Annotated in this window: 17 protein-coding genes and 2 pseudogenes; 2 read left to right on the top strand and 17 right to left on the bottom strand. The window is 68.7% G+C overall.

Annotated elements, in window-relative coordinates; all coding sequences use genetic code 11:
* Positions 1-19: 19 nt before the first annotated feature.
* From GKC29_RS02450 to acs, 5 genes are all read right to left on the bottom strand, one after another.
* Positions 20-952, bottom strand: a complete 933-nt coding sequence (locus GKC29_RS02450) for an alpha/beta fold hydrolase (protein WP_155329271.1) — start codon at positions 950-952, stop codon at positions 20-22.
* Positions 953-1,061: 109 nt separating this feature from the next.
* Entirely contained in the window at positions 1,062-1,538 is a 477-nt protein-coding gene (locus tag GKC29_RS02445) for a hypothetical protein (protein WP_155329270.1), read from the bottom strand.
* Positions 1,539-1,665: 127 nt separating this feature from the next.
* Positions 1,666-4,086 carry an immune inhibitor A domain-containing protein gene (locus GKC29_RS02440; protein WP_155333947.1) on the bottom strand — a complete coding sequence of 807 codons (2,421 nt, stop codon included), beginning with the start codon at positions 4,084-4,086 and terminating at the stop codon, positions 1,666-1,668.
* A 388-nt stretch (positions 4,087-4,474) separates the two neighbouring features.
* Positions 4,475-7,261, bottom strand: coding sequence for an immune inhibitor A domain-containing protein (locus GKC29_RS02435; protein ID WP_155329269.1), 2,787 nt, complete (start codon positions 7,259-7,261; stop codon positions 4,475-4,477).
* 270 nt (positions 7,262-7,531) lie between these two features.
* Positions 7,532-9,520: an acetate--CoA ligase gene (acs, locus tag GKC29_RS02430; protein WP_155329268.1), complete on the bottom strand. Its 1,989-nt coding sequence runs from the start codon at positions 9,518-9,520 to the stop codon at positions 7,532-7,534.
* 264 nt (positions 9,521-9,784) lie between these two features.
* Between acs and GKC29_RS02425 the strand changes: the two genes are divergently transcribed.
* Positions 9,785-10,531 (top strand): oxidoreductase, encoded by a 747-nt coding sequence (locus GKC29_RS02425; RefSeq protein ID WP_155329267.1) that lies wholly within the window; start codon positions 9,785-9,787, stop codon positions 10,529-10,531.
* An 8-nt stretch (positions 10,532-10,539) separates the two neighbouring features.
* Here the strand turns inward: GKC29_RS02425 and GKC29_RS02420 are convergent, their stop codons facing one another.
* The 9 genes and pseudogenes from GKC29_RS02420 to GKC29_RS02385 all read right to left on the bottom strand — a co-directional run bounded on the left by GKC29_RS02420 (position 10,540) and on the right by GKC29_RS02385 (position 19,297).
* Positions 10,540-11,169 (bottom strand): TetR/AcrR family transcriptional regulator, encoded by a 630-nt coding sequence (locus tag GKC29_RS02420; protein ID WP_155329266.1) that lies wholly within the window; start codon positions 11,167-11,169, stop codon positions 10,540-10,542.
* A pseudogene (locus tag GKC29_RS30445) lies at positions 11,070-11,339 on the bottom strand (isoprenylcysteine carboxylmethyltransferase family protein); the annotation flags it as partial. The gene GKC29_RS02420 and the pseudogene GKC29_RS30445, both read right to left, overlap by 100 nt.
* Positions 11,340-11,473: 134 nt before the next feature.
* On the bottom strand, positions 11,474-12,277 hold the full coding sequence (locus GKC29_RS02415) for an HAD family phosphatase (RefSeq protein WP_155329265.1): 804 nt from the start codon (positions 12,275-12,277) through the stop codon (positions 11,474-11,476).
* A 352-nt stretch (positions 12,278-12,629) separates the two neighbouring features.
* Positions 12,630-13,901 carry a tyrosine-type recombinase/integrase gene (locus tag GKC29_RS02410; RefSeq protein ID WP_230688892.1) on the bottom strand — a complete coding sequence of 424 codons (1,272 nt, stop codon included), beginning with the start codon at positions 13,899-13,901 and terminating at the stop codon, positions 12,630-12,632.
* Entirely contained in the window at positions 13,901-14,173 is a 273-nt protein-coding gene (locus GKC29_RS02405) for a helix-turn-helix domain-containing protein (RefSeq protein ID WP_155329264.1), read from the bottom strand. Before GKC29_RS02405 ends, GKC29_RS02410 begins: the two co-directional genes overlap by 1 nt.
* A 29-nt stretch (positions 14,174-14,202) precedes the next feature.
* Positions 14,203-15,648: pseudogene (locus GKC29_RS02400) on the bottom strand (replication initiator); the annotation flags it as partial.
* 30 nt (positions 15,649-15,678) lie between these two features.
* Positions 15,679-16,877 (bottom strand): IS3 family transposase gene (locus tag GKC29_RS02395; RefSeq protein WP_155329263.1). Its coding sequence is split into 2 segments (ribosomal slippage): positions 15,679-16,589 and positions 16,589-16,877, totalling 1,200 coding nucleotides; the frame shifts between segments, so codons are not numbered across the junction.
* Between the two features lie 424 nt (positions 16,878-17,301).
* Positions 17,302-17,580 carry a hypothetical protein gene (locus GKC29_RS02390; protein ID WP_155329262.1) on the bottom strand — a complete coding sequence of 93 codons (279 nt, stop codon included), beginning with the start codon at positions 17,578-17,580 and terminating at the stop codon, positions 17,302-17,304.
* 1,390 nt (positions 17,581-18,970) lie between these two features.
* Positions 18,971-19,297 (bottom strand): hypothetical protein, encoded by a 327-nt coding sequence (locus GKC29_RS02385; RefSeq protein WP_155329261.1) that lies wholly within the window; start codon positions 19,295-19,297, stop codon positions 18,971-18,973.
* Between the two features lie 471 nt (positions 19,298-19,768).
* Between GKC29_RS02385 and GKC29_RS02380 the strand changes: the two genes are divergently transcribed.
* Positions 19,769-20,035, top strand: a complete 267-nt coding sequence (locus GKC29_RS02380; RefSeq protein ID WP_155329260.1) for a hypothetical protein — start codon at positions 19,769-19,771, stop codon at positions 20,033-20,035.
* A gap of 190 nt (positions 20,036-20,225) precedes the next feature.
* Here the strand turns inward: GKC29_RS02380 and GKC29_RS02375 are convergent, their stop codons facing one another.
* The 3 genes from GKC29_RS02375 to GKC29_RS02365 form a co-directional block, all read right to left on the bottom strand.
* Entirely contained in the window at positions 20,226-21,128 is a 903-nt protein-coding gene (locus GKC29_RS02375; RefSeq protein WP_155329259.1) for a hypothetical protein, read from the bottom strand.
* Positions 21,129-21,664: 536 nt separating this feature from the next.
* Positions 21,665-22,804 carry a hypothetical protein gene (locus GKC29_RS02370; RefSeq protein ID WP_196255789.1) on the bottom strand — a complete coding sequence of 380 codons (1,140 nt, stop codon included), beginning with the start codon at positions 22,802-22,804 and terminating at the stop codon, positions 21,665-21,667.
* A 174-nt stretch (positions 22,805-22,978) separates the two neighbouring features.
* Positions 22,979-24,037 (bottom strand): hypothetical protein, encoded by a 1,059-nt coding sequence (locus GKC29_RS02365; RefSeq protein ID WP_230689139.1) that lies wholly within the window; start codon positions 24,035-24,037, stop codon positions 22,979-22,981.
* Positions 24,038-24,212 lie beyond the last annotated feature (175 nt).

The raw sequence follows: 24,212 nt of genomic DNA, 5'->3' as shown, positions 1-24,212 counted from the left end.
CCGGACCCGCCGGGACGGCCTACGACTTCGTCCAGCGCAGGATCTCGCCGAGCACCACGTCCCGGGCCTCCACGTGCGGGAAGTGCCCGACGTGGTCGAGCAGCCGCCACTCGTACGGGGCCACGACGTACCGGCCGGAGCCCTGAGCGGTACGCGGCAGGGCGGCGCGGTCGAGGGCGCCGTGCAGTTGCAGGGTCGGGGTGACCAGGGGCTTCTGCATGAGCCGCACGAACCGGTACCCGTGCAGCCGGAGCACCGACCGGAACGCCCAGCGGTAGCCCTCCAGCGCGCAGAACGCCGCCTGCGGGATGCGCATGGCCTCCCGGCACCGTGCGGCGTACGCGGGGAAGCCCGGGCTGTTCACCCACCGCGGCCCGCCCCAGCGGCGCAGCATCTCCTCCACCGCCGCCGCGTCGTCGCGGGTCAGCACGTGTTCGTAGCGGGGAAGTTGAAACTTCAACGTCGGTGTGGAGGCGGCGAACTGGCCGCGCGGGTCGGCGAAGATGGCGGCCCGCAGCCGCAGCGGGTGCGGCGCTCCGAGCACCACCAGCCGCCGGACCAGGGACGGGTGGAACGACGCCACCGTCCAGCCGATCAGGCCGCCGGCACCGCTGCCCACCACGGTCGCCGACCGCTCGCCCAGCGCCCGGATCAGCCCGGCGACGTCGGCGGCCAGCGTGTAGCCGTCGTACCCCCGGGGTGGCTTGTCGCTCGCGCCGTAGCCCCGCAGGTCGACCGCGACGGCCCGGAACCCCGCGTCGGCGACCGCCGGCAGCATCTCGTGCCAGGCCCACCAGTGCTCGGGAAAGCCGTGCAGGAACAGGACCATCGGGCCGGCACCGGCCTCCACGACGTGGAACCGGCTGCCGTTGGCGCCGACGAACCGGTGCGTCCACGGTCCCTCAGGGAGGACGCAGGACTCGTCGACGGGCCCGCCACGCTGCTCGGTCATGGGCACAGCCTAGGTCCTGGGTGCCGGGCGGCCCGCCGGCCGACCCGTCGGGTGGCCCGCGTCGCTCCCGTGGCGGCTGTCCGGGATCCCCGCATCTCCCGGCCGCCGCTCAACCGACCGGGCTGATCTTCACGATGGTGGCCGGGATGCCCGCCCCGCAGTCGACTCCGGGGGTGGCGGGGCCGATGGTCACCCGGACCCAGGTGCCGGTGGCGAAGGTTCCCACGCCCGCGCCGTGCAGTGCGTACTCCCGGCCGTCGTCGGTGGTCAGGCCGTAACAGGGTCCGTCGCCGCCCCGGGTGATCCGGCCGGCGAGCACGTTCGCCCGGTACGGGTCGGTCGGCCGTTTCGGGGGCGCGGTCGGCGGCCCCATGGTCGGCAGCGTCGTGGACGAGAGCGCGGGGCCGGTACGGGCCGGCGACCCGGCGCTGGCCGACGGCGGCGGGCTGTCGCTTCCGCCGGCCGGGGCCGGGGTGTGCTCCGCGGGCATGGGCGCTTCCTTTTCCGGGCCGGTGCAGCCGCTCGACAGTACGGCCACGGCGAGCGCGGTGGCCAGGGCCGCGGCGGGCAGTCCGGCGCCGCTCACGATGGGCACGGGAATCTGACGCGCAGCCTCCCGCTCCGGTTCCGAAACCGTGGGCCGGCGGGGCCGCCGAACGGGCGATGCCCGGGCAGGTGACCTGCCCGGGCATCGCGTCGTGCGGTTCGGCGGCTCAGAAGAAGCGGACCTTGATGGAGGTGCCCTTCTGCTCCAGCACCTTGATCTTCGTGCCGGTGGCGGGGAGCTTGACGCCGTGGTTCGGCAACTCCTCGTACCAGTACTTCTTGGTGTCGTCGAACAGCGGCTCCGCGGCCTGACCACGGATGTACTGCGGCCGGCTGTCGATGTGCAGCGTGAACGAGTCCGCCTTCTTGAGGCTGAACGGCGCGTCGTACACCTGGACCCGGGCCCGCCACGGCTGGCCGGTCAGGTTGTAGATCGGCCGCGGGCGCGCGTCGATGTAGAGGTTGCGGCCCTCGCCCGGGTGCGCGAACGTGTCGTTGTCCGCCCAGCGCGTGTTCCAGTAGGAGATGAGCAGGCCCTCCTGGTACGCGTAGTGGTCCACCCAGTCCGGGCGGGTGTTCGCGTACCCGAAGTAGTACGGCCCGGTCTTCAGGTACTTGTCGTACGAGACGTACGACCGGTGGCCGGCGATGTAGTAGTTGTCGAAGAGCCGGGTGTAGGTCTCCTCGGCGATGGTCCAACCGCCCAGCGTCCAGTCGCCGGCGCCGTTCTCGGCGCCGTCGCTGAGCACGGTCTCGCCGTCGGCGGTCACGGTGATCGCGTCACCGTAGAAGCCACCCTCGGAGACACCACCGTCGGTCTGGTAGCGCAGCCGGAACTGGACCACCTTGCCGGCGGCGGCGTCCATCGGGATGGTGATGTCGACCCACTTGCCGTCGCTGCTGCCGTCCAGGGCGAAGCGCCCCGGGGAGATTTCCTTGAGCGGCTTGCCGTCGGCGGTGCCGGGCAGCGGCGTCCACGTCTCGCCACCGTCGAGCGAGGCCTCGAAGAACAGGTAGTCGTAGTCGGCCTCGATGTTGTAGCGACCCTTCATCGACAGGGAGGCCGACGACTTCCCGGTGAAGTCCAGGGTCCGGGTCATCGTGTTGTTGAGGTCGTCCTCGTTGCCGGAGAAGAACTGCCTGGTGCCCTCGAACGGCTTGCCGTTGTCGAAGGTGTACTCGCGCTGCGGGAGCACGACCACGGCGGCCTGCGGCTTGGCGGAGTTGTACTCCTGCGGGCCGAGGGTCATGGTGCGCTTCTGCCCCGCGACGACCACCTCGTAGTCGAGCCAGCCGAGCTGGAGCTTGTTCCAGGCGCCGAGGTCACCACCGCGCTCGCCGATGCCGCCGTCGTTCTTGCCGCCGAGGCGGCTCTGCGCCATCAGGGTCCAGTGCTCGTTGTTGTTGTCTCCACCGTTGACGACGTTGTAGTCGTCCGGCAGGCCCAGGTCGTGGCCGTACTCGTGGTAGAAGACGCTGCGGCCGCCGTTCTCCGGCTGGATGGTGTAGTCACCGATCCAGATGCCGGTGCTGCCGATCTGGGTACCACCGGCCGGGAAGTTCGGCGGGCCGGTGCGCCCCTGGTCGGAGGCGAAGGCGTACCAGCGGTGGCTCCAGATGGCGTCCTCACCCTGGTTCGGGTCACCGTCGGCCATGTCGCCGCCGGCGTGGACGATCTGGAAGTGGTCGATGTACCCGTCCGACTCGTTGAAGTTGCCGTCGGAGTCGTGGTCGTACCGATCCCACTGGTCCATCGCCTTGGCGTCCGCGGCGATCTGGGCGTCGGTGCGGCCGGCGGCCTTCTGGTCGGCGACCCACTGGTCGGCGGCGTCGCGTACCAGCGCCCAGACGTTGGTGCAGACGTTGCTGCCGCACACCGCCGGGTCGTCGCCGTTGGCGTCGTCGGGGTCGTCCCCGGAACGGCCGTAGCGGGCCTCGTTGTACTTGACCTTCACCCAGTCGGTGACGGTGCCGTCGACGCTGTAGCGGCCCGAGGACTGGGCCTCGTAGTACTGCTTCAGCGACTCGTCTCCGGGCTTGGTGCCGAAGTACAGCGTCCGGTAGTGGTCGGCGCTGTAGTCCGGCTGCCAGACGGTGGAGTTGTCCACCGCGCGGTTCGGCTCCGGGATCTCGTTGTGCAGCGGCCCGTCGAAGCGCGCCGGCCCCGGCCAGGCCGGGTCGGTGTCCTTGTCGGGGTAGGACGGGTGCCGCTCGTTGCCGAACTCGGCCAGGATCACGAAGATCCGGTCGGTCTTCTCCCGGGAGAGCTCGACGTACTGGTCCTTCTTGCCGTCGCGGGCACGAGCCGCGCGGTCCGTGGCGGGGGCGCCGCCGGCCGTCTCACCGACCTTGACGACGGTGCTGCCGTTGATCCGCTGCGCCTTCGCCTTGCCGGAGAGGACCTCGCTCAGGCCCTCCTGGCGCAGTGCCCGCCGCTTCTCCTCCAGCGGGTTGGGCAGGTCGTGGTCAACGTGGGCGGGCTCGGCGACTGACGGTGCGGACGTCGGCAGCTTCGGTTGCGGCGCCGCGAAGGCGGACGGTCCGACCGCCAGCCCCGTCGCCGTCAACGAGAGCCCGAGCAGACCCACTGCGGCTTTGCGCACGTGGTACCTCCGGGTGTGAGGGACCGGCCCAACGGGGGTACGGGCCGGTGAAGATCGATCCCACGGGTGGGACCAATGGTGAACATAGACACTCGTGTGGCGGGTGTGAAGATGATCGCGTCGATTTATTGCAAAGAGTTGTTGGGAATGCTTTTCACTGTCACACCCCGACCGGTAACCCGACCCGTGTGACCTGCCCCGATGTCCGCCTGCCGCGTCGCCGTCAGTCGCGTTGATCACGACATCGACGCCGAACGGCGTGGGGCCGATGACGTTTTCCGCCACCGGCCCCACTGGAAACTGAATTGTCAGTTGTTGACCTCGACCACCATCTGGCCGGTCGGGTCGAACCGCCCCGGAGGGCGGTGGTTGATCACGGAGTCGCGGGGGTCACGTACACCGTGGCGTACGAGTTGTCCTTCGCGGCCCGCTTGATGGTGATGGAGACGCCGTACGCGGCGCCCGCGTCACCGGGGTTGCCCGAGCCGAGCACGGTGAACCCGAGGTCCGTGCCGTACAGGCTGGTGGCCGGGGTGCCGTCCGCGTTGGTGATGCGGGTCGTGTAGGGCACGTTGCCCTTCGACGGGATCACCACGGACGCGTCGACGTCCCGGGCGAACAGCGACGAACCGCGCACCTCGATGCCCGGGTACCAGCCCTTGGCGTCAGTGAACGTCGACACCGCCGGCTGGGCGCCGAAGTTCGTGCAGTACTCGCTGTACGGCTCGCCCGCCGCCTCCAGGCACTCCTTGAAGGGGTACGTGGGGTTGAGCGAGAAGGCCGCGTTCGCGGACTGCGGACGGCTGGGCAGGTTGTCCAGCGTCGACGGGTCCTTGACGGCCGCCTCACCCTGCCGGCGGTACGGGTCGAAGTGCGAGTCCACGATCAGCAGGCCGCCCTTCGAGCCGTAGCTCGGCAGCGCGGTCGACTGCGCCGTCACGTGGTTGACGTTGCCGAGCGCGGTGTCCCGGTACCAGACCAGCATGCCCGGGGCGTTGTACGCGATCTTGTCGACCTTCCAGGCGTCCCGCGAGTAGACCGTGTCGTACGCGTACTTCAGGCCCTCGTCGAAGCCGTCGAAGTTGCGCCACTCGGCCAGGTAGTAGTGCGCCTGAGTGGAGGTGCCGCTGTCGATGTGCCAGCCGGCGCCGGTGGTGTCGACGAAGGTGCCGCCGGTCGCGGTCCAGCCCGCCGTACCGTTCTCGACGTCGTCGCTCCACGTGGTGGCGCCGCCACCGGTGACTGAGAAGTCGTCGGCGAACCAGCCCTTCTCCAGGAACGCCTCGTCGGTGGCGTACCGGAGGCGGACCTTTACGGTCTGACCGGCGTACGCCGACAGGTCGACGTAGTCGTGCCGCCACCCGTGGGTGTCACCGGTGAGCCCGTACTTCTTGTTGCCGAAGTCGACCATTCGGCCGTTCGGGTCGGCGTAGCCGTCGTCGGTGGTGACCAGCTTGCCGGTCGCGTCGTAGACCTTCTGCTCGGCCCAGGTCGCGCCGCCGTCGGTCGAGACCTCGACGAAGCCGTAGTCCCAGTCCGCCTCGATGACGAAGTTGTTCCACATCCAGAACTTCGCGTCGGCCGCCGCCGGCACCGCCACCTGGCGGGCGATCTTGACGTCTGCCCAGTCCTGGTCGGCGCCGGAGTACCACATGTTCGCGCCGCTGTGCGGCTCCGCGAGGGTGATCACCTTGTTCGGCAGGTTGATCTTGATGCCGTCCTTGGTGCCCACCGGGGTCCGCGAATTCTGGCCCAGCTGGACGCTCCGCGGGTCCTCGCCCGGGTTGATCTGCAGCGGGTCGGCCCAGCCGAGGATCCACTTGTCCCAGAGACCCATGTGGGTCGGCAGTGCCTGGAAGATCTCGCCGGAGTGCGAACCCGACGACATCAGGTCCCAGAAGTCGACGTCCGAGTCGGCGTTGCCGGAGGTGTCGTAGAGGTCGGGCAGGCCGAGGTCGTGGCCGTACTCGTGGGCGAACACGCCGAGGCCGGCATCCTCCGGCTGCACGATGTAGTTCGACACCTTGAGCTGGGTGCCCGGGATGGTGTGGCCGCCGGCCACCGACGACGAGTGCGCCCAGACGGCGTAGGTGCCCTGCGCGCCACCGCCGGCCGACTTGCCCTTACCGGCGTGCACCAGCACCAGGTGGTCAATCACGCCGTCCGGCTCGAAGAAGTTGCCGTCACCGTCCCGGTCGGCCTGGTCCTCGATGTCGTAGTCCGCCCACGGGAAGTTCGGGTCCATCTTCGCGAGCGTGTCGATCGCGTCGGTGGCCAGCCGCCCCGCACCCTGCGGGTTGTCCGGGTGGCCGTTCATCGACTGCTGCCGACCGGCGACCCAGTTGCCGTTCTCGTCCTGGAAGCAACGGGAGGCCGCGTACCAGCCCTCGGAGTGCGGCACCTTGATCCACGGGCTGGCCTGCCCGTCGACCGTGTACGCGCCCTTGGACATCTCCAGGTACATGTTGCGCATCGTCCGGCCGGCCAGGCTGACGCCCGGCTTGCCGTCCGGCCCGGTCAGGTCGGTGCGGACCCGCTCGGTGATGCCCTCCGAGGTGTAGAGCATCTTGTCGTAGTGCGCCGGCGAGAAGTCCGGCACCCACATCGAGTTGTTGTCCAGCTTCGGCAGGCTGGCCGGGTTCGGGATGTTGTTGTGCAGCGGTCCGTTCTGCACGGTGCCGAGGACACAGCTCCGGTCCTCGAAGACCGTCTTGGGGACCATCACGTCGGTGAAGTCGTCGTTGGCGTTCTCGTTGAACTCCACCAGCAGGGTCAGCAGCTTGGCGGTCTGCGTACCCTTCGCCTGCTTGATCTGGCGCGGGCTCTTCCCGGTCTTGATCGCCTCGGCCTCGGTCTTCGCCAGCTGGCGCGCCGTCACCGGGTTGCCGCGGGCGAACTTGCGGTCGTACGCCCGAGCCTCGTCGACGGCGGGGGCGTGCAGGCCGCCCTTGCCCTTGACCTCGCGGCCCTCGGTGTCCGGCTGCACCGCCGGCTCGGCGTAGTTTATGTAGAACTCGTCCGCCCCGATGGTGGCCGGGGCCGGACCGGACTGGGCCGACGCCGCCGAACCCGTCACGGTCAGTGACGTGGCCGCGAGGGCGATTACGGGCAGCGCGACGAGTAGGCGTCTGCGCGACCCAGGTTGGGGATTTTTGTTCATGCCGCTCCGTTCTCGGGCATGGGGAGAGAGGGAAATCGGCCGGTGCCGCTCATCGATGTGATGTCGATCGAACCGGTCCGACCTGCGTGAACCTAAATCAGAAACATGTCGAACGACAAGGCTGAGGGCTGCCTGTGTCCGTTCAGCTTCTCCCGCCTCCCCCGACCGACCGATGTGACAGTTGTCGGCCCGCCCCGCCGGAGCGCGTCAGAGACGGCGGTGGGGTGGCGGTCCGCGCGGACCGCCACCCCACCCGGAGTACGCCTGTCGTCAGTCCTCGTCGGACTTGCCGCCGCCCATGCCCGTGGAGATCAGGTCCATCACGGACGAGTCCTGGAGCGTCGTCACGTCGCCGAGCGACCGGTGCTCCGCCACGTCCCGCAGCAGCCGCCGCATGATCTTGCCCGAGCGGGTCTTCGGCAGCTCCGGAACCAGCATGATCTGCCGCGGCTTGGCGATCGGACCCAACGTACGGGCGACGTGGTTGCGCAGGTCGGCGATGAGCTGCTCGCCCGCCTCACCGGCGGTGTCCGCGTTGCCGCGCGGGATGGCGAACGCGACGATCGCCTGCCCGGTGGTCGGGTCGGTCGCGCCGACGACCGCCGCCTCGGCCACCGACGGGTGCGACACGAGCGCCGACTCCACCTCCGTGGTGGAGATGTTGTGCCCCGACACCAGCATCACGTCGTCGACCCGGCCGAGCAGCCAGATGTGCCCGTCGTCGTCCTTCTTCGCGCCGTCACCGGCGAAGTAGACCCAGTCGTCGCCGGTGTTGGCGCCGGCGCCGAAGCGCGACCAGTACGTCTCCAGGAAGCGGTTGTCGTCGCCCCAGATCGTGCGGAGCATCGACGGCCACGGCTCGGTGAGCACCAGGTAGCCGCCGCCCCCATTCGGCACCGGCTGGCCCTGGTCGTCGACGACATCCGCCTTGATCCCCGGCAGCGGGGTCATCGCCGAGCCGGGCTTGGCCTCGGTCACGCCGGGCAGCGGCGAGATCATCATGGCGCCGGTCTCGGTCTGCCACCAGGTGTCCACGATGGGCAGCTCGCCCCGGCCGACGTGCTGCCTGTACCACATCCACGCCTCGGGGTTGATCGGCTCGCCGACGCTGCCCAGCAGCCGCAGCGACGTGAGCTCGAAGCCGGCGGGGATGTCCTCGCCCCACTTCATCATCGTGCGGATCAGCGTGGGCGCGGTGTACAGGATGGTGACCCGGTACCTGTTTACGATCTCCCAGAAGCGGCCCCTGTGCGGGGTGTCCGGGGTGCCCTCGTACATGACCTGCGTCGCGCCGTTGGAGAGCGGGCCGTACACGATGTAGGAGTGGCCGGTGACCCAGCCGATGTCGGCGGTGCACCAGTAGACGTCGGTGTCCGGCTTCAGGTCGAAGACGGCGTGGGTGGTGTACGACGCCTGGGTCAGGTATCCGCCCGTGGTGTGCAGGATGCCCTTCGGGCGGGCGGTGGTGCCGCTGGTGTAGAGGATGAACAGCGGGTGCTCGGCGTCGAACGCCTGCGGGGCGTGCTCCGTCGACGCCGTCTCCACCGTCTCGTGCCACCAGTGGTCCTTCTCCGACCAGGCGACCTCCTCGCCGGTGCGGCGGACCACGAGCACGTGCTCGACCGACGGGCACTGCGCCACCGCCTCGTCGACGGTCGGCTTGAGCGCGGACGGCTTGCCGCGCCGGTAGCCGCCGTCGGCGGTGATGACCACCTTCGCCGTGGCGTCCTGGATCCGGTTGGTCAGGGCGTCGGCCGAGAAGCCGCCGAAGACCACGCTGTGCGTGGCGCCGATCCGCGCGCACGCCAGCATCGCCACCGCGGCCTCCGGAACCATGGGCAGGTAGATCGCCACCCGGTCACCGGCCGTCACCCCCAGGTCGGTCAGCGCGTTCGCCGCCTGGCAGGTCAGCTCGTGCAGCTCGGCGTACGTGATGGTGCGGGTGTCGCCCGGCTCGCCCTCCCAGTGGATGGCGACCTTGTCGCCCCGCCCGGCCTCGACGTGCCGGTCGAGGCAGTTGTACGCCACGTTGAGCCGCCCACCGACGAACCACTTGGCGAACGGCGGCTTCGACCAGTCGAGCACCTCGTCCCAGCGCTTCGCCCAGGTGAGCCGGTCCGCCTGCTTCGCCCAGAAGGCCAGTCGGTCGGCGTCCGCCTCGCCGTACGCCTCGGCGGTGACGTTGGCGTTCGCGGCGAGTTCGGCCGGCGGCGGGAACTGGCGTGTCTCGTTCAGCAGATTGGCCAATGCCTCGCTCATGCCGTACTCCCTCGTCGCTCGGGGTGACCTGCGTCTCTCGGTGCAGAGGTTAGCCGGGCAGAGCGTTCGCAGGCGACCGCCGAGCGCCGAGCGGCCACTGAGGCGCGCCGGGCGGTGGCGGTGCAAGGAAGGGCCCCTTGTTAACGCTTCCGGTAGCGGAAGGGTCCCTTGTTAACACTCCAGCGGCGGTGCCGGCGAGTGGCGGCGGTCGCGTTCCGGGCGGCTCGCCCGCGGGGCGTACCGGGCGGTGGATAGCGTGACGGGGTGACCGACGACCCGCTCGCCCCGCTGCTCGCGCTCGCCGACGTCGCGCCCGCCGTGGAGCGGGCCCGCGAGCGTTTCGACCAGGCGCTCCGGCACCGCGCCTTGCGCCGGCACGGCGGCCAGGTCGCGGCCGAGGTCAGCCTCCGGTCCGCCGTGGCCAGCGCCGCCCTGGAGGGGTACGCGCACGAGCGCGAGGAGGTCCGCGCCGGGACGGTCACCGAGCCGGCGCTCCAGGGCGCGCTACGGGTCGCCGGGGCGCTGCCGGGGCTGACCGACCTGTGGCCGAAGGCGCCCCGGCAGGCCCTCGCGAAGCTGCACGTCCTCGCCGCGCGCGACGTGGTCGCCGAGGCGGAGCTGGGCCGGCCGGTGAACGACGTGGTGGTGGCCGCCCGCCTGGACGGGCTGGCCGGCCTCGCGGCGGGCGGTACGAGGGTTCCGCCCCTGCTGCTGGCCGCCGTGGTCCACGGCGAACTGCTGAACCTGCGGCCCTTCGCCGGCCCGTCCGGGGTGGTCGCCCGCGGCGCCGCCCGGCTGGTGCTGATGTCCTCCGGCTTCGACCCCCGTGGGCTGCTCGCCGTCGACGTGGGCCACCGGGAGCGGGAACCGGAGTACGTCGGGTCGGCGGGTGCCTTCGCCACCGGCACGCCGGACGGGCTGCGGTCGTGGCTGCGGCACTACATGAGCGCCGTCGAGGTCGGGGCCGACCAGCTCACCCGGATCGGCGACGAGGTGCTCGCGGCGGCGTAGTGCCCTGGTCAGCGCCGGGCCGCTTTGCTGATCTTGCTCTGGAGGGCTCGGCGGGCGATCGGGCCGAGGTCGTCCACGATCTCGATCAGCACGGCCAGCTGATCCAGCGCCGCCATCGCGCGTTCGGCGGCGGGCCGGTCGACCCCGTCGTACAGCTCCAGGCCGACGAACGCGGCCGACACCGCCCGGGCGAGCCCCGGGACGTCGGCGACCTCGGCGAACGGCGACCCACCGAGCAGCCGGCGCAGGACCCACTCGATCTCGTCCACCCAGAGCTGCAACGCCTCGGCGGTGGGGGCGGCGAGCCGTTCGTCGGTCTGGGCGCCCGCGAGCATCTGCGCCAGGACCGACACGTTGCCCAGCACACGCTCCTCCTCGTGGAGCGCCCGACCGACGTCGAGGAGTTCCCGCAGCGATCGGACCTTGCGAAGCCGCGCCGACCAGTGGGCGACGCGCTCTGCGGTTCCGGTACGGCACGCCGCCGCCAGCAACTCGTCGACGGTCCCGAAGTGGTAGAAGACCAACGCCTGGTTGACGCCGGCGGCGGCGGCGATGGTGCGGGCCGAGACGCCGGCGATGCCGTGCTGCCGGATCGCGGCGAGTGTGCCGTCGAGCAGTCGTCGCTTGGTGTCCGACATCGCTTCCCTCCCGGCAGGTGTGGCGACTGCGATCATCGCACCGGTCGTGGGCCGGGCCAGCGAGGTCACGCCGGGCGGCCGCAGGCTCCGGCCGGCCCGGGCGCCGGTGCGGTGTGCGAGTCGCGCGGACGACGGCGGCCGCCCCCCGGTGTCGTGTGACCGTCGCCGCCCGCGCACTCCTTGAGCGTTCGCTCAGGAACAGGGTAGGTTGATTTGAGCGTCCGCTCAATATCGCGGTCGCGCCGGGAGGCCCGGGGGCGAGAGGCCCAGGCGGGTGGGGCAAGGGGGGTGGGGTGCGGATGGGTCAGGCGGCCGGGGCGGTACGGGTGCGACGGTGCCGGCCGTACCAGGCGATGCCGATCGCCACACCCACCCCGACGCCGAGTGCGGCGGCCGCCACCGGGACGGCGGGGCGTTCGCGAAGCCGCCGGCCCAGCGGCACCGGGTGCCGGAACTCCAACACCGGCCAGGAGTTCTCCAGTGCGAGTTTCCGCAGCTGGCGGTCCGGGTTCACCGCGGTCGGGTGCCCCACGCACTCGAGCAGGGGCCGGTCGCTGTACGAGTCGGAGTACGCGTACGAGTCGGCGAGGTCGTACCCCCGCTTGAGTGCCAGTTCGCCGACCGCGTCGACCTTGCTCGGGCCGGCCGCGTAGAACTCGACCACCCCGCTGTAGCGACCGTCGACCACGCCCATCCGCGTGGCGATCACGTCGGTGACGCCGAGCAGTACGCCGATCGGCCGGACCATCTCCTCGCCCGAGGCGGAGACCAGGACGACGTCCCGCCCCGCCGCCTGGTGCTCCTCGATCAGGGCGGCGGCTTCCGCGTACACGTAGGGGTTGATCAGTTCGTGGAGCGTCTCCGCGACGATCTGGCGGACCTGCTCCACCGGCCAGCCCTTGCAGAGCGCGGCGAGGTAGTCCCGGGTGCGGGCCATGGTCTGCTCGTCGGTGCCGCCCAGCCGGAACATCAACTGCGCGTACGCCGACTTGACGACGTCACGCCGAGTGATCAGGCCGTCCCGGTAGAACGGCCGACCGAACGCCAGGGCACTCGACTTGGCGATGACGGTCTTGTCCAGATCGAAGAAAGCGGCGCTTCGGCCCACGGCGCGAAAGTCTAGTCGGATGGTCTATGGTCTGCGGGTGCCCGGGGGTCGCCGAGCCCCCGGACCTGCGGACCGGGCGACATCACGTTAGCTGTGCGTGACCGCGATCACACCCAGCGAACATGAATTCGCAGGGAGTGGAGGCTACACCACTCGACGTAGCCAGGTTCGCTCAGGCAGACTGTCGGCACGACGAGCGTTCATGTCTCGGACAACCAACAGACCCTCGGCGGTTGCACCCCCCGTGACCGCTGAGTGGTTCGGCTCGACCCCCCCGGAGCCGAACCTCCGACGACCCCCGTCTCCCCCCGACGGGGGTCGTCCCTTTCCCGGGCTTGTGGTGCGCCCCAGCTCACAGCCCCTCCTCATCCTCGCCGAGCGGTCGCTCAACCGGCTCTTCCTCCGGCAGAGGCAGCAGAGAGGCAGCAGAGCGGTCGAACGCCTCCAGGACACGGGCGGCGTAGTCGTCCGGGGTGTGCGTATAACGATTGAGCGTCGTGGACGCCTGCTCGTGGCCCATGACCCGCTGCACCAGGTTGATCGGGACTCCGTCGGTGACCAGCCAGGTCGCGTAGGCGTGCCGCAGGTCGTGGAACCGCATCCCGCCGACGGCCTTGGCCGCCACACAAGCAACGGCCTCCCGCTCGGTGGTGAACTCCGCCGACCACTCGACGCCCTCCCGGTCCGGCCAGGTCGCGCGGTACCGGTGCGGGCCGGTGTTGACGACCTGGCCGAGCAGGCCGGCACGCACCAGCGAGGGCAGCCAGATCCGACGCCGGAAGTTCGACCTCCGCAGCGGGCGACCGACCCGGTCGCGGAAGACGAGCGTGCGCGGGTCCGGGTCGTCGGCGGCATCGCACAGCTCGCGGAGCACGGCCAGGAGGAAGCCGGGCAGCGGCACGGTTCGCACCCCGGCACGGCTCTTCGGGTACGGACGCAGCACAATCCCGCCGTGGGTTTCCTCGGCCACCTGGACCACCCGCAGCGATGCCCGGTCGAGGTCGACCGAGGACCACGTCAGCCCGGCGCACTCACCCCAGCGCAGTCCCGCCCCGGCGGCGGCGGAGACGACCCCCCGATGCCGAGGCGGGACAGCCGGCAGCAGCCGGCCGAAGAAGTCCTCTCGGCTGATTGTGACCGGCTTGACGTCGCGGGACCGGTCGCGCGGCAGCTTGACACCTTCGGCTGGGTTGGTGGCGATCAGTCGTGCCTGAACCGCCGTTCGGAGGATCATCGACAGCAGTTGGTAGCACTTGGCCACGGTCGCGGGGGCGAGTTCCCGACCGAGGCCGGTCACCCACTCCTGCACCGACATGAAGTCGACCTTCCCGAGCGGCCAGTCACCCCACTTCGGCAGGACGTGCGTACGGAGCATGGAGATGGTCCGCTCGGTGGTGCGAGCCTCGACCGCCCGCGTGGCGAGCCACTGCTGAGTGAAGTCGCCGAAGCGGGTCCGGCCGGCGTGCGGATTGACGTAGGTCCCCCGGTTCAGGCTGCCTTCCACCTCGGCCAGGAAGGCATTGGCCTCCCGCTTCGTGCGGAAGCTCTTGGACTTCTGCCCCCCAGCAGGATCACGCCAGCAGGCCCGGAAGGTGCCGGCCGGAGTCTTGCGGACGAAGCCCATCAGCGCCTCCGCCCGTGCTCGGTGCCGGTGGCGGCGGGTTGCTCCGTGACGCCGTCGAGCCAGGCATGGAAGCGGGCACGGGGGATGAGCCAGCGACCGCCGAGGCGGGTCGCCGGGATCGTGCCGTCGCGCACGAGGGCGTAGGTGCTGCCGAGCGAGATGCCCAGCAGTTTGGCCACTTCGCGGACGGTGTAGGTGACCGGCTCGACGACGACCGTCCCGGTACGAGGGACGAGCCGGACGACCGGGCTGGGGCGAGCGGTGGCGCTCATGACGGGTGACCTCCTCAGGTCTCTCGGGATCAGGCGGCAGCCGGCACCGTGCCGGCCGGGGTGGTGGCGTGTTCGTGGGCGAGTTCTTCGCGGCCGGTGGTTCGTCGTTCGCGTGCCATGGCGGCGGCGGTGTTGGCGAGGAGGGCGTCTCCGGTGGTGTGCCAGCCGACGCCGGCGAAGGTGAGGGTGCCGACGATGAGGGTCGTGTCGTCGTCGAGGTAGTCGACGGCCCGCAGTTCGCCGCTGTGCTCGTCGGCCTGGTGGTGATGCTCGTGCCGTCGGTAGGTGACGCGGGTGTCGCGCAGGAGTTGGAAGGTCACCGAGTAGCGGCGGCCTTTGGTGAGGAAGTGGCCGCCGTAGCCGAGCATGTGCGCCCACCTGCGAAGTCGGGCATACGAGCCGGGCTGAGGTCTGCTGGCCGGTTCGGCGTCAAGGGCGGCTTGACGGTCGGCGGTGCAGGTGGGGCAGGCGGCGTAGCGGGTGTGGGTGCCGCAGTCGGGGCACTGCCAGCGGTCGACGAAGCCGGGCCGGGGTCGGGGGTCGCGGGGCCGCTCGGCCAGGGGTACGGGTGTGCTTGTGGGTCGGCCGATGCGCCAGCAGGCGTCGGTGAGGCGGGCGGTGTGCTCGCCGTCGGGGTCGGCGTAGTCGCCGATGGTGTCGGCGGTCAGGCGGGTGCTGGTGTGCCCGGTGGCCTCGGTGCTCTTGGTGGCGTACTTGGCAAGGTAACCGGCGACCATCCCGTCGGTGACGTCTCCGTCGAGGCCGGTGGTGATGGGCCGGATGTCGAGCTGCTCGCCCCAGGCGATGAGCCAGCCCTCGGGCCGGTCGGGGTGCGGCGGGGTGTGGAAGGCGACCTGGGCGGCGGCGTGCCGGAACGCGTCGATCAGGTCGTCGACGGTGAACCTGGCCGGCGGGGGAACGACGGCGTCGGGTTCCTGGCCGTCGACGCCGTCGAGGCGGGCGATGCCGTGGAAGTGAACCGCGCCCCGTGCCTGGAGTTCGGCGACCTTGCCGGGCGAGAGCCGCACGGGCGGAACGTTGCGCGTCTTGCCCGAGGCGGTGACGACCTCGACGCGGGGGATGCCGCGTCGGCGGGCGAGTTTGGCGAGGTAGCGTTCCGCGGCTTGTTTGGTGCGGTGCCACAGTTCACCCGAGTAGAGGTTCCAGACGACTTGGTGGTCGTGGTCGTAGCAGTCCAGGCACAGCGGCCGACCCAGCACCGCATCACCGGACTCATGCCGCGCCCAGCAGACAGCGGGCCGGCCGTGCTCGCAGACACCGACGTCGCGGCGAGCGTGGCACGGTTCGGCGCGGCAGTCGCAGCGGCGGCGGTTGCCGCAGGTGTGCCGCTTGACCACCCGAGCGTGCACGGGGCCGAACGATGGCGCGGTGAAGGTCGGGAACACCGCCGGATGCGACGCGACCGATTCGGGGACGCCCTTGCCGCCGACCAGGCCGGCGCGCAGGAGTTGGAAGGGGCTTGACCCCTGATCCTGGACACGGGTTTATGCGGCCGGGGCCAGCGTAGCTGGCGCTGGCCGGGTGTTCTTCTCGTAGGTGATCGGTGGTTGTTGTCCGAGGCGGGAGTGGCGTCGGAGGGTGTTGTAGCGGTGCAGCCAGCGGAACGTGGTCAGTCGTGCTTCGCGTTCGTCGGTGAAGGCGCGGCGGCCTTGTAGGGTTTCGCGTTTGAAGGTGGCGTTGAACGACTCTGCGGCGGCGTTGTCGGCGGAGCTGCCGACCGCGCTCATCGACTGCCGGACCCCTGCCGTGGTGCAGGCCTCGGCGAAGGCCCGGGAGGTGTATTGGGCTCCGTGATCGGTGTGGATGATGGCCCCGTGCAGGCTGCCCCGGGTGCGCTGGGCGGCGCGGAGGGCGTCGATGACCAGGTCGGTGCGCATGTGATCCGCGATCGCCCAGCCGGCCAGGCGCCGGGAGTGCAGGTCCAGGACGGTGGCCAGGTAGAGGAAGCCGCGCTCCCCGACCGGCAGGTAGGTGATGTCACCGACGTAGCGTTGGTTGACGGCGCCGGCGGTGAAGTCCCGGCCGATCAGGTCCGCAGCCTTCGCCGCGGCCGGGTCCGGCACCGTCGTACGTGTGCGCCGCCGTAGGCGCAGCCCTTGCACGCCGAAGCGGCGCATCACCCGGGCGACCCGCTTACGGTTGACCGCCAGACCGGCATCACGGAGTTCAGCGGTGATCCGTGGTGCTCCGTAGGTGCCGTCATGCTCGGCGTGCACCGCCCGGATCCGGCCCACCAAAGCGACGTCCGCGGCATCCCGGGCGGCCCGCGCTTCGGCGCCCGAGCGCCAGTAGTAGAAGCTCGAGCGGGACACCCCGATGACCTGACACAACCGCTTCACGCCGTAGCGCTGCTGATGGTCGGCGACGAACTGGAAGCGGTTCACCAGCGCGTCTCCCCGGCGAAATACCGGGCCGCCCTCCGCAGAATGTCCCGTTCCTCCTCCAACTCGCGGACCCTGCGCCGCAACGCGGCGTTCTCGTCCTCCACCGACCCGGCCGCCGGCGGCGCCGCCGGCCCGGCCGCTGCACCTCGACGCTGATCATCGGCGCGGACCCAACTGCGCAACGTCTCCCGGTTGACCCCGAGATCATCAGCGATCTGCGCGATCGTCGCCCCAGGCCGAGACCGGTACAACGCGACCGCGTCAGCCTTGAACTCGGCGGGGTAGTGCTTGTTCACCATCTGTCAGGGACTCCTGATCTCCCCGGACCATCACGATCCAAGGCTCAAGTGTCCAGGACCAGGGGGCAACTCCCATCAATCCGATTCCCAAGCTGAGAGTGCGCACCTGCAACGATCGCAGCATGACCAGCCAGGAAGGTAAGACCTGCGCCGCGTGCGGACACGCGCCCCAGGTGCACCCGAGGCCGGACGGCCGGGACCTGTCCATCTGCGCGGCCTGCATCTACGAGGAGGATGAAGGACTGCGTGACGTTGATGCCTTGTGCACGAGGGTCTTCCCGGTGATACGGGTGAGTGACTAACCGGGTGACGACGGGCGCGGGCAGCGCCGGACGTCCATGGACTCCGGCGGACCGTTTGGCCGGCTCAGCCCTGCTGCTGGCGCAGCTCACCGACGGCCGGCGGTTCCTTCGGGAGGAAGTGGTCACGTGATGAAGGTGCCGTCCGGGCTCATGATTTCGTCTCGCACCAGCGGTACCAACGCCGACGAGCCGCCATCGTCCACGGTGACGGACATGCGGACCCGACCCTCACCGTCGTCAAGGGCGTAGCTGACCACGGTGTACCGCTTGCCGTCTTCTCCCACGACCAGGCGCATCTCCTTGTCGTCGAGCATTGCGCGCCACTTGTCATAGCCGTTGCGTCGCCACTCCGCCAAGCGTGCCTCGGCGAGCTGCGCTGCAGTCTCCTTGTTCAGTCCCACGCGCTCACTCTCACCCGAGGTGGCTGTCGACAGCAACGGTGACAGCAACGAGCCGCGACACGGACAGCCGCCGGCCGCCAGGCGCGGACAGTCGTCCGAGGTCGCGAACGCCGGCAGACGACGCTGGACGGCCCGCACAGAGCTTGTAAGCGAGGCGTCAAAAGCTCCTTGTCGGAAACTGAGGGAGTCCTGGGGCGAGACCAGGGCGAGTCTCTGGATCCTCCGAGAAGAGGCGGAGCTCCCTCTCATACCCAGTTCTCGTCAGGTGGGCCGACCAAATCGCCGCGAGAGAAAGTCCGAGAGACGTGATTCCGGTCGCGACCCCGATGAAGGTTAGAAGGCTTGGTGGTTGCGACACCGCTACAACCACCAAAGCAAGCGCTTGCGGAAAGACAATGAGCGTGAGGCCCGAGAACAGTACTGGTCTGGTGAACGCACTCCGCATGCCCAAATAGGATTGAGAGTTATTCCACTGAAGAGGCAGGGGATAGCCCGGGTAGGCCTCATGCAGCCAAGCGGTCACCTCGATGCCGAGATAACGAGTTATCGCGCCAATCACGATGTTGTGTTGGGTGAAGACCTGGCTCGCTCCGAGCCCGAGCAGCGGAATAGCATAGAGAACTGGTCGGTATGACTCATTCAGGGCTACGCCAAAGAGGCTGGCGCTTCCGGCGAGGAAAAGGAAGAGAGCCGTGTCTCTTAGCCCTACTCGGTGAGTGATTTCCGCTCGGGCGCTTGTTTGAAACTGGAGGACCATTTGCAGCATGTCGCCGCTCCCATTCGGAGTGCTACTTGCCATGTATCAACCTCCAGCCTCGTAGGTTGTCTGACATGTCTCACCGCACGTACCGGCGCTTGGGTCGGCCATATGGGTGGATTAATCGGGCGACGTTCCGTTGACGAACTGATGGACGTGGGCGGCTGCGTCCGAGTCGCGCCGGTACGGGGAGTGCTAGGAGTTGGGTGGCCATTGCCGCAGTGACCATTGTCAACGGAACCACCATGGCTATGGAAGTGGCCCAAGCCGGAACTGCAGCCCAATCCGAAACGGCCGGGCCTAGAAGAATCCCTGACACGATAGAGCACGCTGAGCCATAGATTACGGTGGCGTAGGCTGCTTGAACGACTCTGCGGCGTGGCGGTTGCCCAACCTGTTGCCGCAGCACGGCATTAAGCCAACGCGCGGCTAGCACGAGAACGCTGGCGGCCGTAGCAATTGCGTATGTCGTCACGACTGGAGGCAACCAGTCCGGAACGTCTCCCACATCGGCCATGTCTCGGCTGAAGTCAACACCCGTTACCCACACGTGCAGGCCGACTACGGCTGCCGTAACGAAGGCGATAGTAATCGTAAGGTATGCGCCCTGTGCGTTGCCGTCGCCGTAGGCCGTCATGAGCCACGACAAGCCACCGAAGATTCCGATTGCGCCCACACCGAGCATGCCGCCAGCGACCATAGTCGAGGTCCATGCGCGACCGCATGCCTTTCACCCGCAATAACGGAGAAGAGGAAGCTATCGAGGGCAAGAATAAAAAAGGACGACGTGAGTAGCATCAAGGCGTAGGTATGCTTGATGGTTTTGCCGCGATCGGTCAACAGCACGATCATGCCCGCGAACAAGAGGCTTGCTATTACTCCGGCGAGCTGTGAATGAGAGGCGGCGGATTCGATGGGGCTCCAATCGAGATGCTCGCACGTGGCAGCGACGCTTCTCATGTAAAAATCCTAAGACCAGCAACGTCATGGGGATTCGCGTTGTCCGATACGTGACGCAGGCGCGAGAATCCGAGTAAGCGTACGTAGCATGGCGGACTTCACGCCCAACCCCCACATGAGAGCACTCGGCGGCGGGCTCTCGTCGCAGGTAGCGAGGCAGCGAGAAGACAGCGCGAGCTTTGATGCGGGTCGGGCATTGCAGCAGCGACGCGCGACCTAGCTGCACCGGTTGACGGCGCAGGCGACCAAAAACAAGTGGCTCTGCCCTGAGTTGCGGCCCAGGGGAGATGGTCTGACGGCACCACAACACCGGCCGAAGGGTTGATGCAGCCTCGCGCGCTGCAAGGCACGGTCGGACTTGGAGACTACAGGAGGGACCGCGTCGTGGGAAGTAACGGACACTTCGCCTATACAGTTGGCCAGCGAGTCGACAGCAAGTGGCGGGGTCGAACTGTCCACTTCACAGAACTCATGCAGGAGGCTCTGCCCATTATGCGAGGCGTCCTGATTTTCGTCGCACTTCGCGGGGGAACGATCACTTACAAGGAGCTGTCGATTGCGATCGACAAGCGGTATCACTACCGGCAGCTCGGTGATCTGCTGGATGTCCTATCACAAGATTGTTTTGATCACGGCGAGCCATCGCTCGCTGCTGTGGTGACCCGCGGCGATACCAGCCAGCCGGGCGAAGCTGGACGCGAAGGCCGAACAGCAGGCCTGCTACAAGCATTGGGATGACCAGCGGCGATCGTAGGTCACACCGGACGTAACCTCGGCTGGCGAGCAGCCAATCGAGCAGCCAAGCCGGCGAGTAGCAGCGGACGATTGCGGACTCAGGCGGCAGGTCGACGAGGAGGACCGGGCGGAGGACCAGCACCCGGGGACCGACTCGTAATGAGCACGTCAGGTTGCAGGGCGACGCCCGTCCTTAGCCGCCGACCCGTGTCATCGGTGCCGGCTCTTCGTGAATCGGTGCGCGTGCGTCGCTGCGCGACGATGTTGTGGGCCAGCGCCAGGAAATGCCGTACGCGCAGTCGGGATCGGGCTTGCTCTTCAACAACTCGTAGACGACGCTGCCAGTGTCAGGTTCGATGATCGGCCTGCATTCATTGCGCGCCACTTCCTGGCGCGTTGACCCGGACTTAGATCGTTTCCAGACTACCTGCCAGGCTTCAACGGGGGCGTCGTCGCATGCGAAACGTACTCGGACTGAGAGCTTTTGGACGCGGCGCTCCTCTCCGCTTTCGCGGTAGTACGGCTTCATTGGCGCGTAAGCGTCCTCGAAAACGTGCCTGATTCCGACCGATACCCGGCGGTTACGAGCGATCGGTCCGAGCAGGTACACCCACCGGTGGATTCGCCCGTCCTCCTCGGCGATGGCGCCGTCAAGCAACCGATGTTCCGGGAACAGTGAGGTTACCTCCTCGACGGTCCGGCTCTGGCCACTCCAATGGGAACGAATCCCGACAAGCCTCAGGTCGTGCCGGAGGGCGCGGATGCGTTGCTGACGGTTGTACGTGTACCGGTGATGGTTTCGGCCGCCCTCGCCTTGAACACGGGCGACGACGAGCAGCCCATTGAGCTCCTCGATCTCGAAGTCCTGGCGGGTGCGAATGCACATGACGTAGTAGGCCAATGCCGCCGCGGTGGCGATCACTGCGGCAGCACCAACTACAAGGGGCACCGAGGCGCCATGCACGGCCGCCCAGGTGATTCCCGCCCCATAGAGGGCGGCGAGGACGGTAAAGGCGAGCGCGACTAGCTGCAGCAAGTCGGAGCTTCGCCCTGCGAGGCGGGCTGGCGTGCTGTCCAGCAGCTCTTGCAGTCCCATCGTTCCTCCAGCTGCAGCGGCAGCTGTCGCCGGTGGCAGCCGGAGACATCCGCATCAACTTCAGAGTCCTGGTGTGCTGAGGGTGATGCCAGAGAAGACAGGGATCACTCAGCACTCACTCAGCATTGGTCCAAGCTGGACTGCGGAACTAGTTCAGGACCCCACCGGGAGCATGCCGAGGCCGCAGGCAGCGATGAGGCAGCAAGCAGCTCGATCCAGGCTGGTTTGACACAGCAGAGGACGCTTTGCGCCAGCTGAGCAACGGCAATGATCGGCAGCGATCCGCAAGAGCTGACGACGTGCCTCCGGCTCCCCCCGACGGGGGTCGTCCCTTTCCCGGTCAAATGCTCCGCAGCAGGTAGCGTCCTTCCTCACCCTCGCCGAACCCCGGCGTCCAACGGCCTCCCTGCGCCGGACGAATGCGGCCAGAATGCGGGCGCCGGCGTAGCCGTCTGGCGTGTGCGTATAACGATTCAGCGTCGTCCACGCCTGTTCGCGGCCCATGACCTGCTGCACGAGGTTGGGGTTCCGCACGGTCACTGGGATGGTGCGGAACCGAAGAGCCGTTCTGCAGACCGGCGTGTCCGCCCGATTCCGATCTTGCTGCAGAAGGCCAGATAGGTCGTGACGAGAGCGGTATCCCACGTGCCGTCCTGTCGCAGTCGTTCGAAGACCTGAGCAGGGTCGGCGTCGACGAACTGGAGCTTTCCTTCCCAGCGATCTTTTGCGTGGATCGAATGCAGGCGGGCGATCTGTTCAGAGGTGTGGCCAAGGTTGGCTAGACCGAAGAAGTTCCACTGGTAGAACCTCATGTCCACACCGAACGCGAGGAACTTGAAGTCTTCGGCGGACGCCCTGACGCCGAGTTCCTCCCAACAACCTCTTATCGCGGTGTTGAGGATGCTGAGTCGACCGCCGCCAATTGAATCGTGGTCTGAGTGAATCCCTTCAACGATGCTGACATCGCGCTGGCCTGGGCGGGCGCGTGCGGTAGGGCGGCGCTGTGCGAGGATGACCTTGGCGTCGTCGGTGAATGCCAGAATTGTTACACCGATGCCGTTGGCGAGTGCCGGGATTGGGCGATGGATGGCACTTGCCACGCTGTCCTGGTTCGGAAAGTATTCACGGCGGAGGGTCGTGCGCGCCAGGTTTCCCGAGGCGTCAGGCCGCTCGAACTCCGAGTCCAACGACAGCGCTGTCGCCATGAAGGTGGCGTAGTCCGTTGCCAACCCTTCCAGGCGCAAGGTCACATCCTCCCAGGGAGCCGTCCGAGAGGTGTGGTAGCGCGACAGGGCCACCAGGGAGGTGCTGTTCCAGTTCGCCACTCCGCCCTGGGTGTTCGACTTTTCGCGTGCCAGCTGCCGGATTGCGCGATGCCTGGCACGGGCGATAGCCGGTGGAAGATCAGCGCGGACCTGGCGGAAATTTACCGCGATGTTGTCCGGCTCGAAGACGGTCTGTCCATCACCTTCGATCAAATGCACTTCCGTCGTGTAGCGCCCGATCGAAACGGCGCCGTCTGCCGCCTGGGTGTCATGGATCGCACTGGCCAAGCGGTTCCGGCGTCGTCGTGCCAGCCAACTTTTCCAACTGTCCTGCCAGTAGACGGTCATTGCCAGGCCGGCAGCCGCTCCGACCACTGCTCCAATCACCAGGAGCAGGATGTCCTTTACCACAACGGCGCCCCGCCTCCGCCGGAGCCCTTACCGCGCGCTGCGGTCTCCATAGCCACGTGCACATCCTGCCGTCAGGTGCTGACGGATGGAAGGTGCGAAATCCGGCTGCCCGGTGAGTGAGGTTCTGGTCCGGAGTTGCAGGGCCACGCCCTCAACGAGCGGTCATCCGTACGGCTACTGGTTCCGGCCGTGACTGTCCTGGGCTTCTTCCCGGCTGCCCGATTCCTCGGCCTTCCGGATCGCGGCCGCCGACGCCTGCCGGCACAGCCGGCGGTACTCGGCCGTCACCACCGCGAGCAGGAAAAGGTCCACGCCGAGCGCGGCGAGCGCCCCGAACTGGTTGACGGTGAAGCTGAAGATCTGCCCGAACAGCAGGTCGACCAGGAGCGCGAGCTTGAACAGCCGGAAGGCCCGCACCTGGTCGGTCGGGAGCAGCAAAGCCCCACGGATCCCGAGCACCGCCGTGATCAGCGCGGAGAGCGCGACCCCGAGCACGGCGCCCCATTCCCGCTGGTCGGGCAACTGGCCGGTGACCGCGTCCTCGAGGACTCTGAGCACCACGACGAAGGGCTCGCCGACGAGATACAGAACCACCAGCGACACCACCCACCGGTGGGTGGTCACCCAGGTCAGTGCCCGGCGGCCCCGGTCGAGCCAGGGCTGCCAGAACCGGGTGCCGGGTGGCTCCCGTCGGGGCACCGCGTCGAGCAGCCGGGCCACCGCCTCCTCCACCTCCGGGCCGCAACCGCGGACCAGCCGCGTCACCGCCGCACGGCGCCGAGGGGTGAGGCCGGTGCCGAGCCCGCCGACCACCGTGTACAGGGCGTTCGCCGTCCGCTCCTGGTCGGTGAGCCGGGTCCGGTCACGGATCGCCTGGGTGATCACCACCAGCACCGCGAACGAACCGTAGATGATGCCGGCGGCGGGGGCATAGAAGTAGTCGGTGCCGGCGGTGACGAACTTGCCGACCTCGTCGACGAAGAGGCCGAAGCCCGTCCCGCCCAGGATCGCGCCGAGGATGCGCGCCGCACTGCCGAGGAAGACCAGGGCAACGCCCAGACCCGCGGTCATCAGCAGGCCACCCCAGAGCACGTGCGCGATGTGGAGCCCGCCGCCGCCCAGCCTCGGGTAGCCGGCCGCCTGGAGGAAGGCCCGCGTGACCAGCACCGTCACCACCCCGGAGAGGACGAACGCCTGCAGGTACGACGGTGCCTCGAGGACCCGGGGCGGCATCGACCAGCGGGACGAACGAGCCGGCATGGTCCCGACGCTAGTAGGGGCGTCCCGTGCCCTGGGCCGGTTCGTCGGAAAGGTCGCGCCGTCGATCGCTCCGCCGGGGCGACCGCTCCCGGTCAATCGTCCGCTCCCCCGGGGTCGACTCCGGCGGCCGCTTTTCCGCGGCCGGGTG

Origin of the sequence: Micromonospora sp. WMMC415, from assembly GCF_009707425.1 — a bacterium.
GTDB lineage: Bacteria > Actinomycetota > Actinomycetes > Mycobacteriales > Micromonosporaceae > Micromonospora.
The sequence above is the reverse complement of the archived record's forward strand: the minus strand, read 5'-3'. Positions and strand labels throughout refer to the sequence as shown.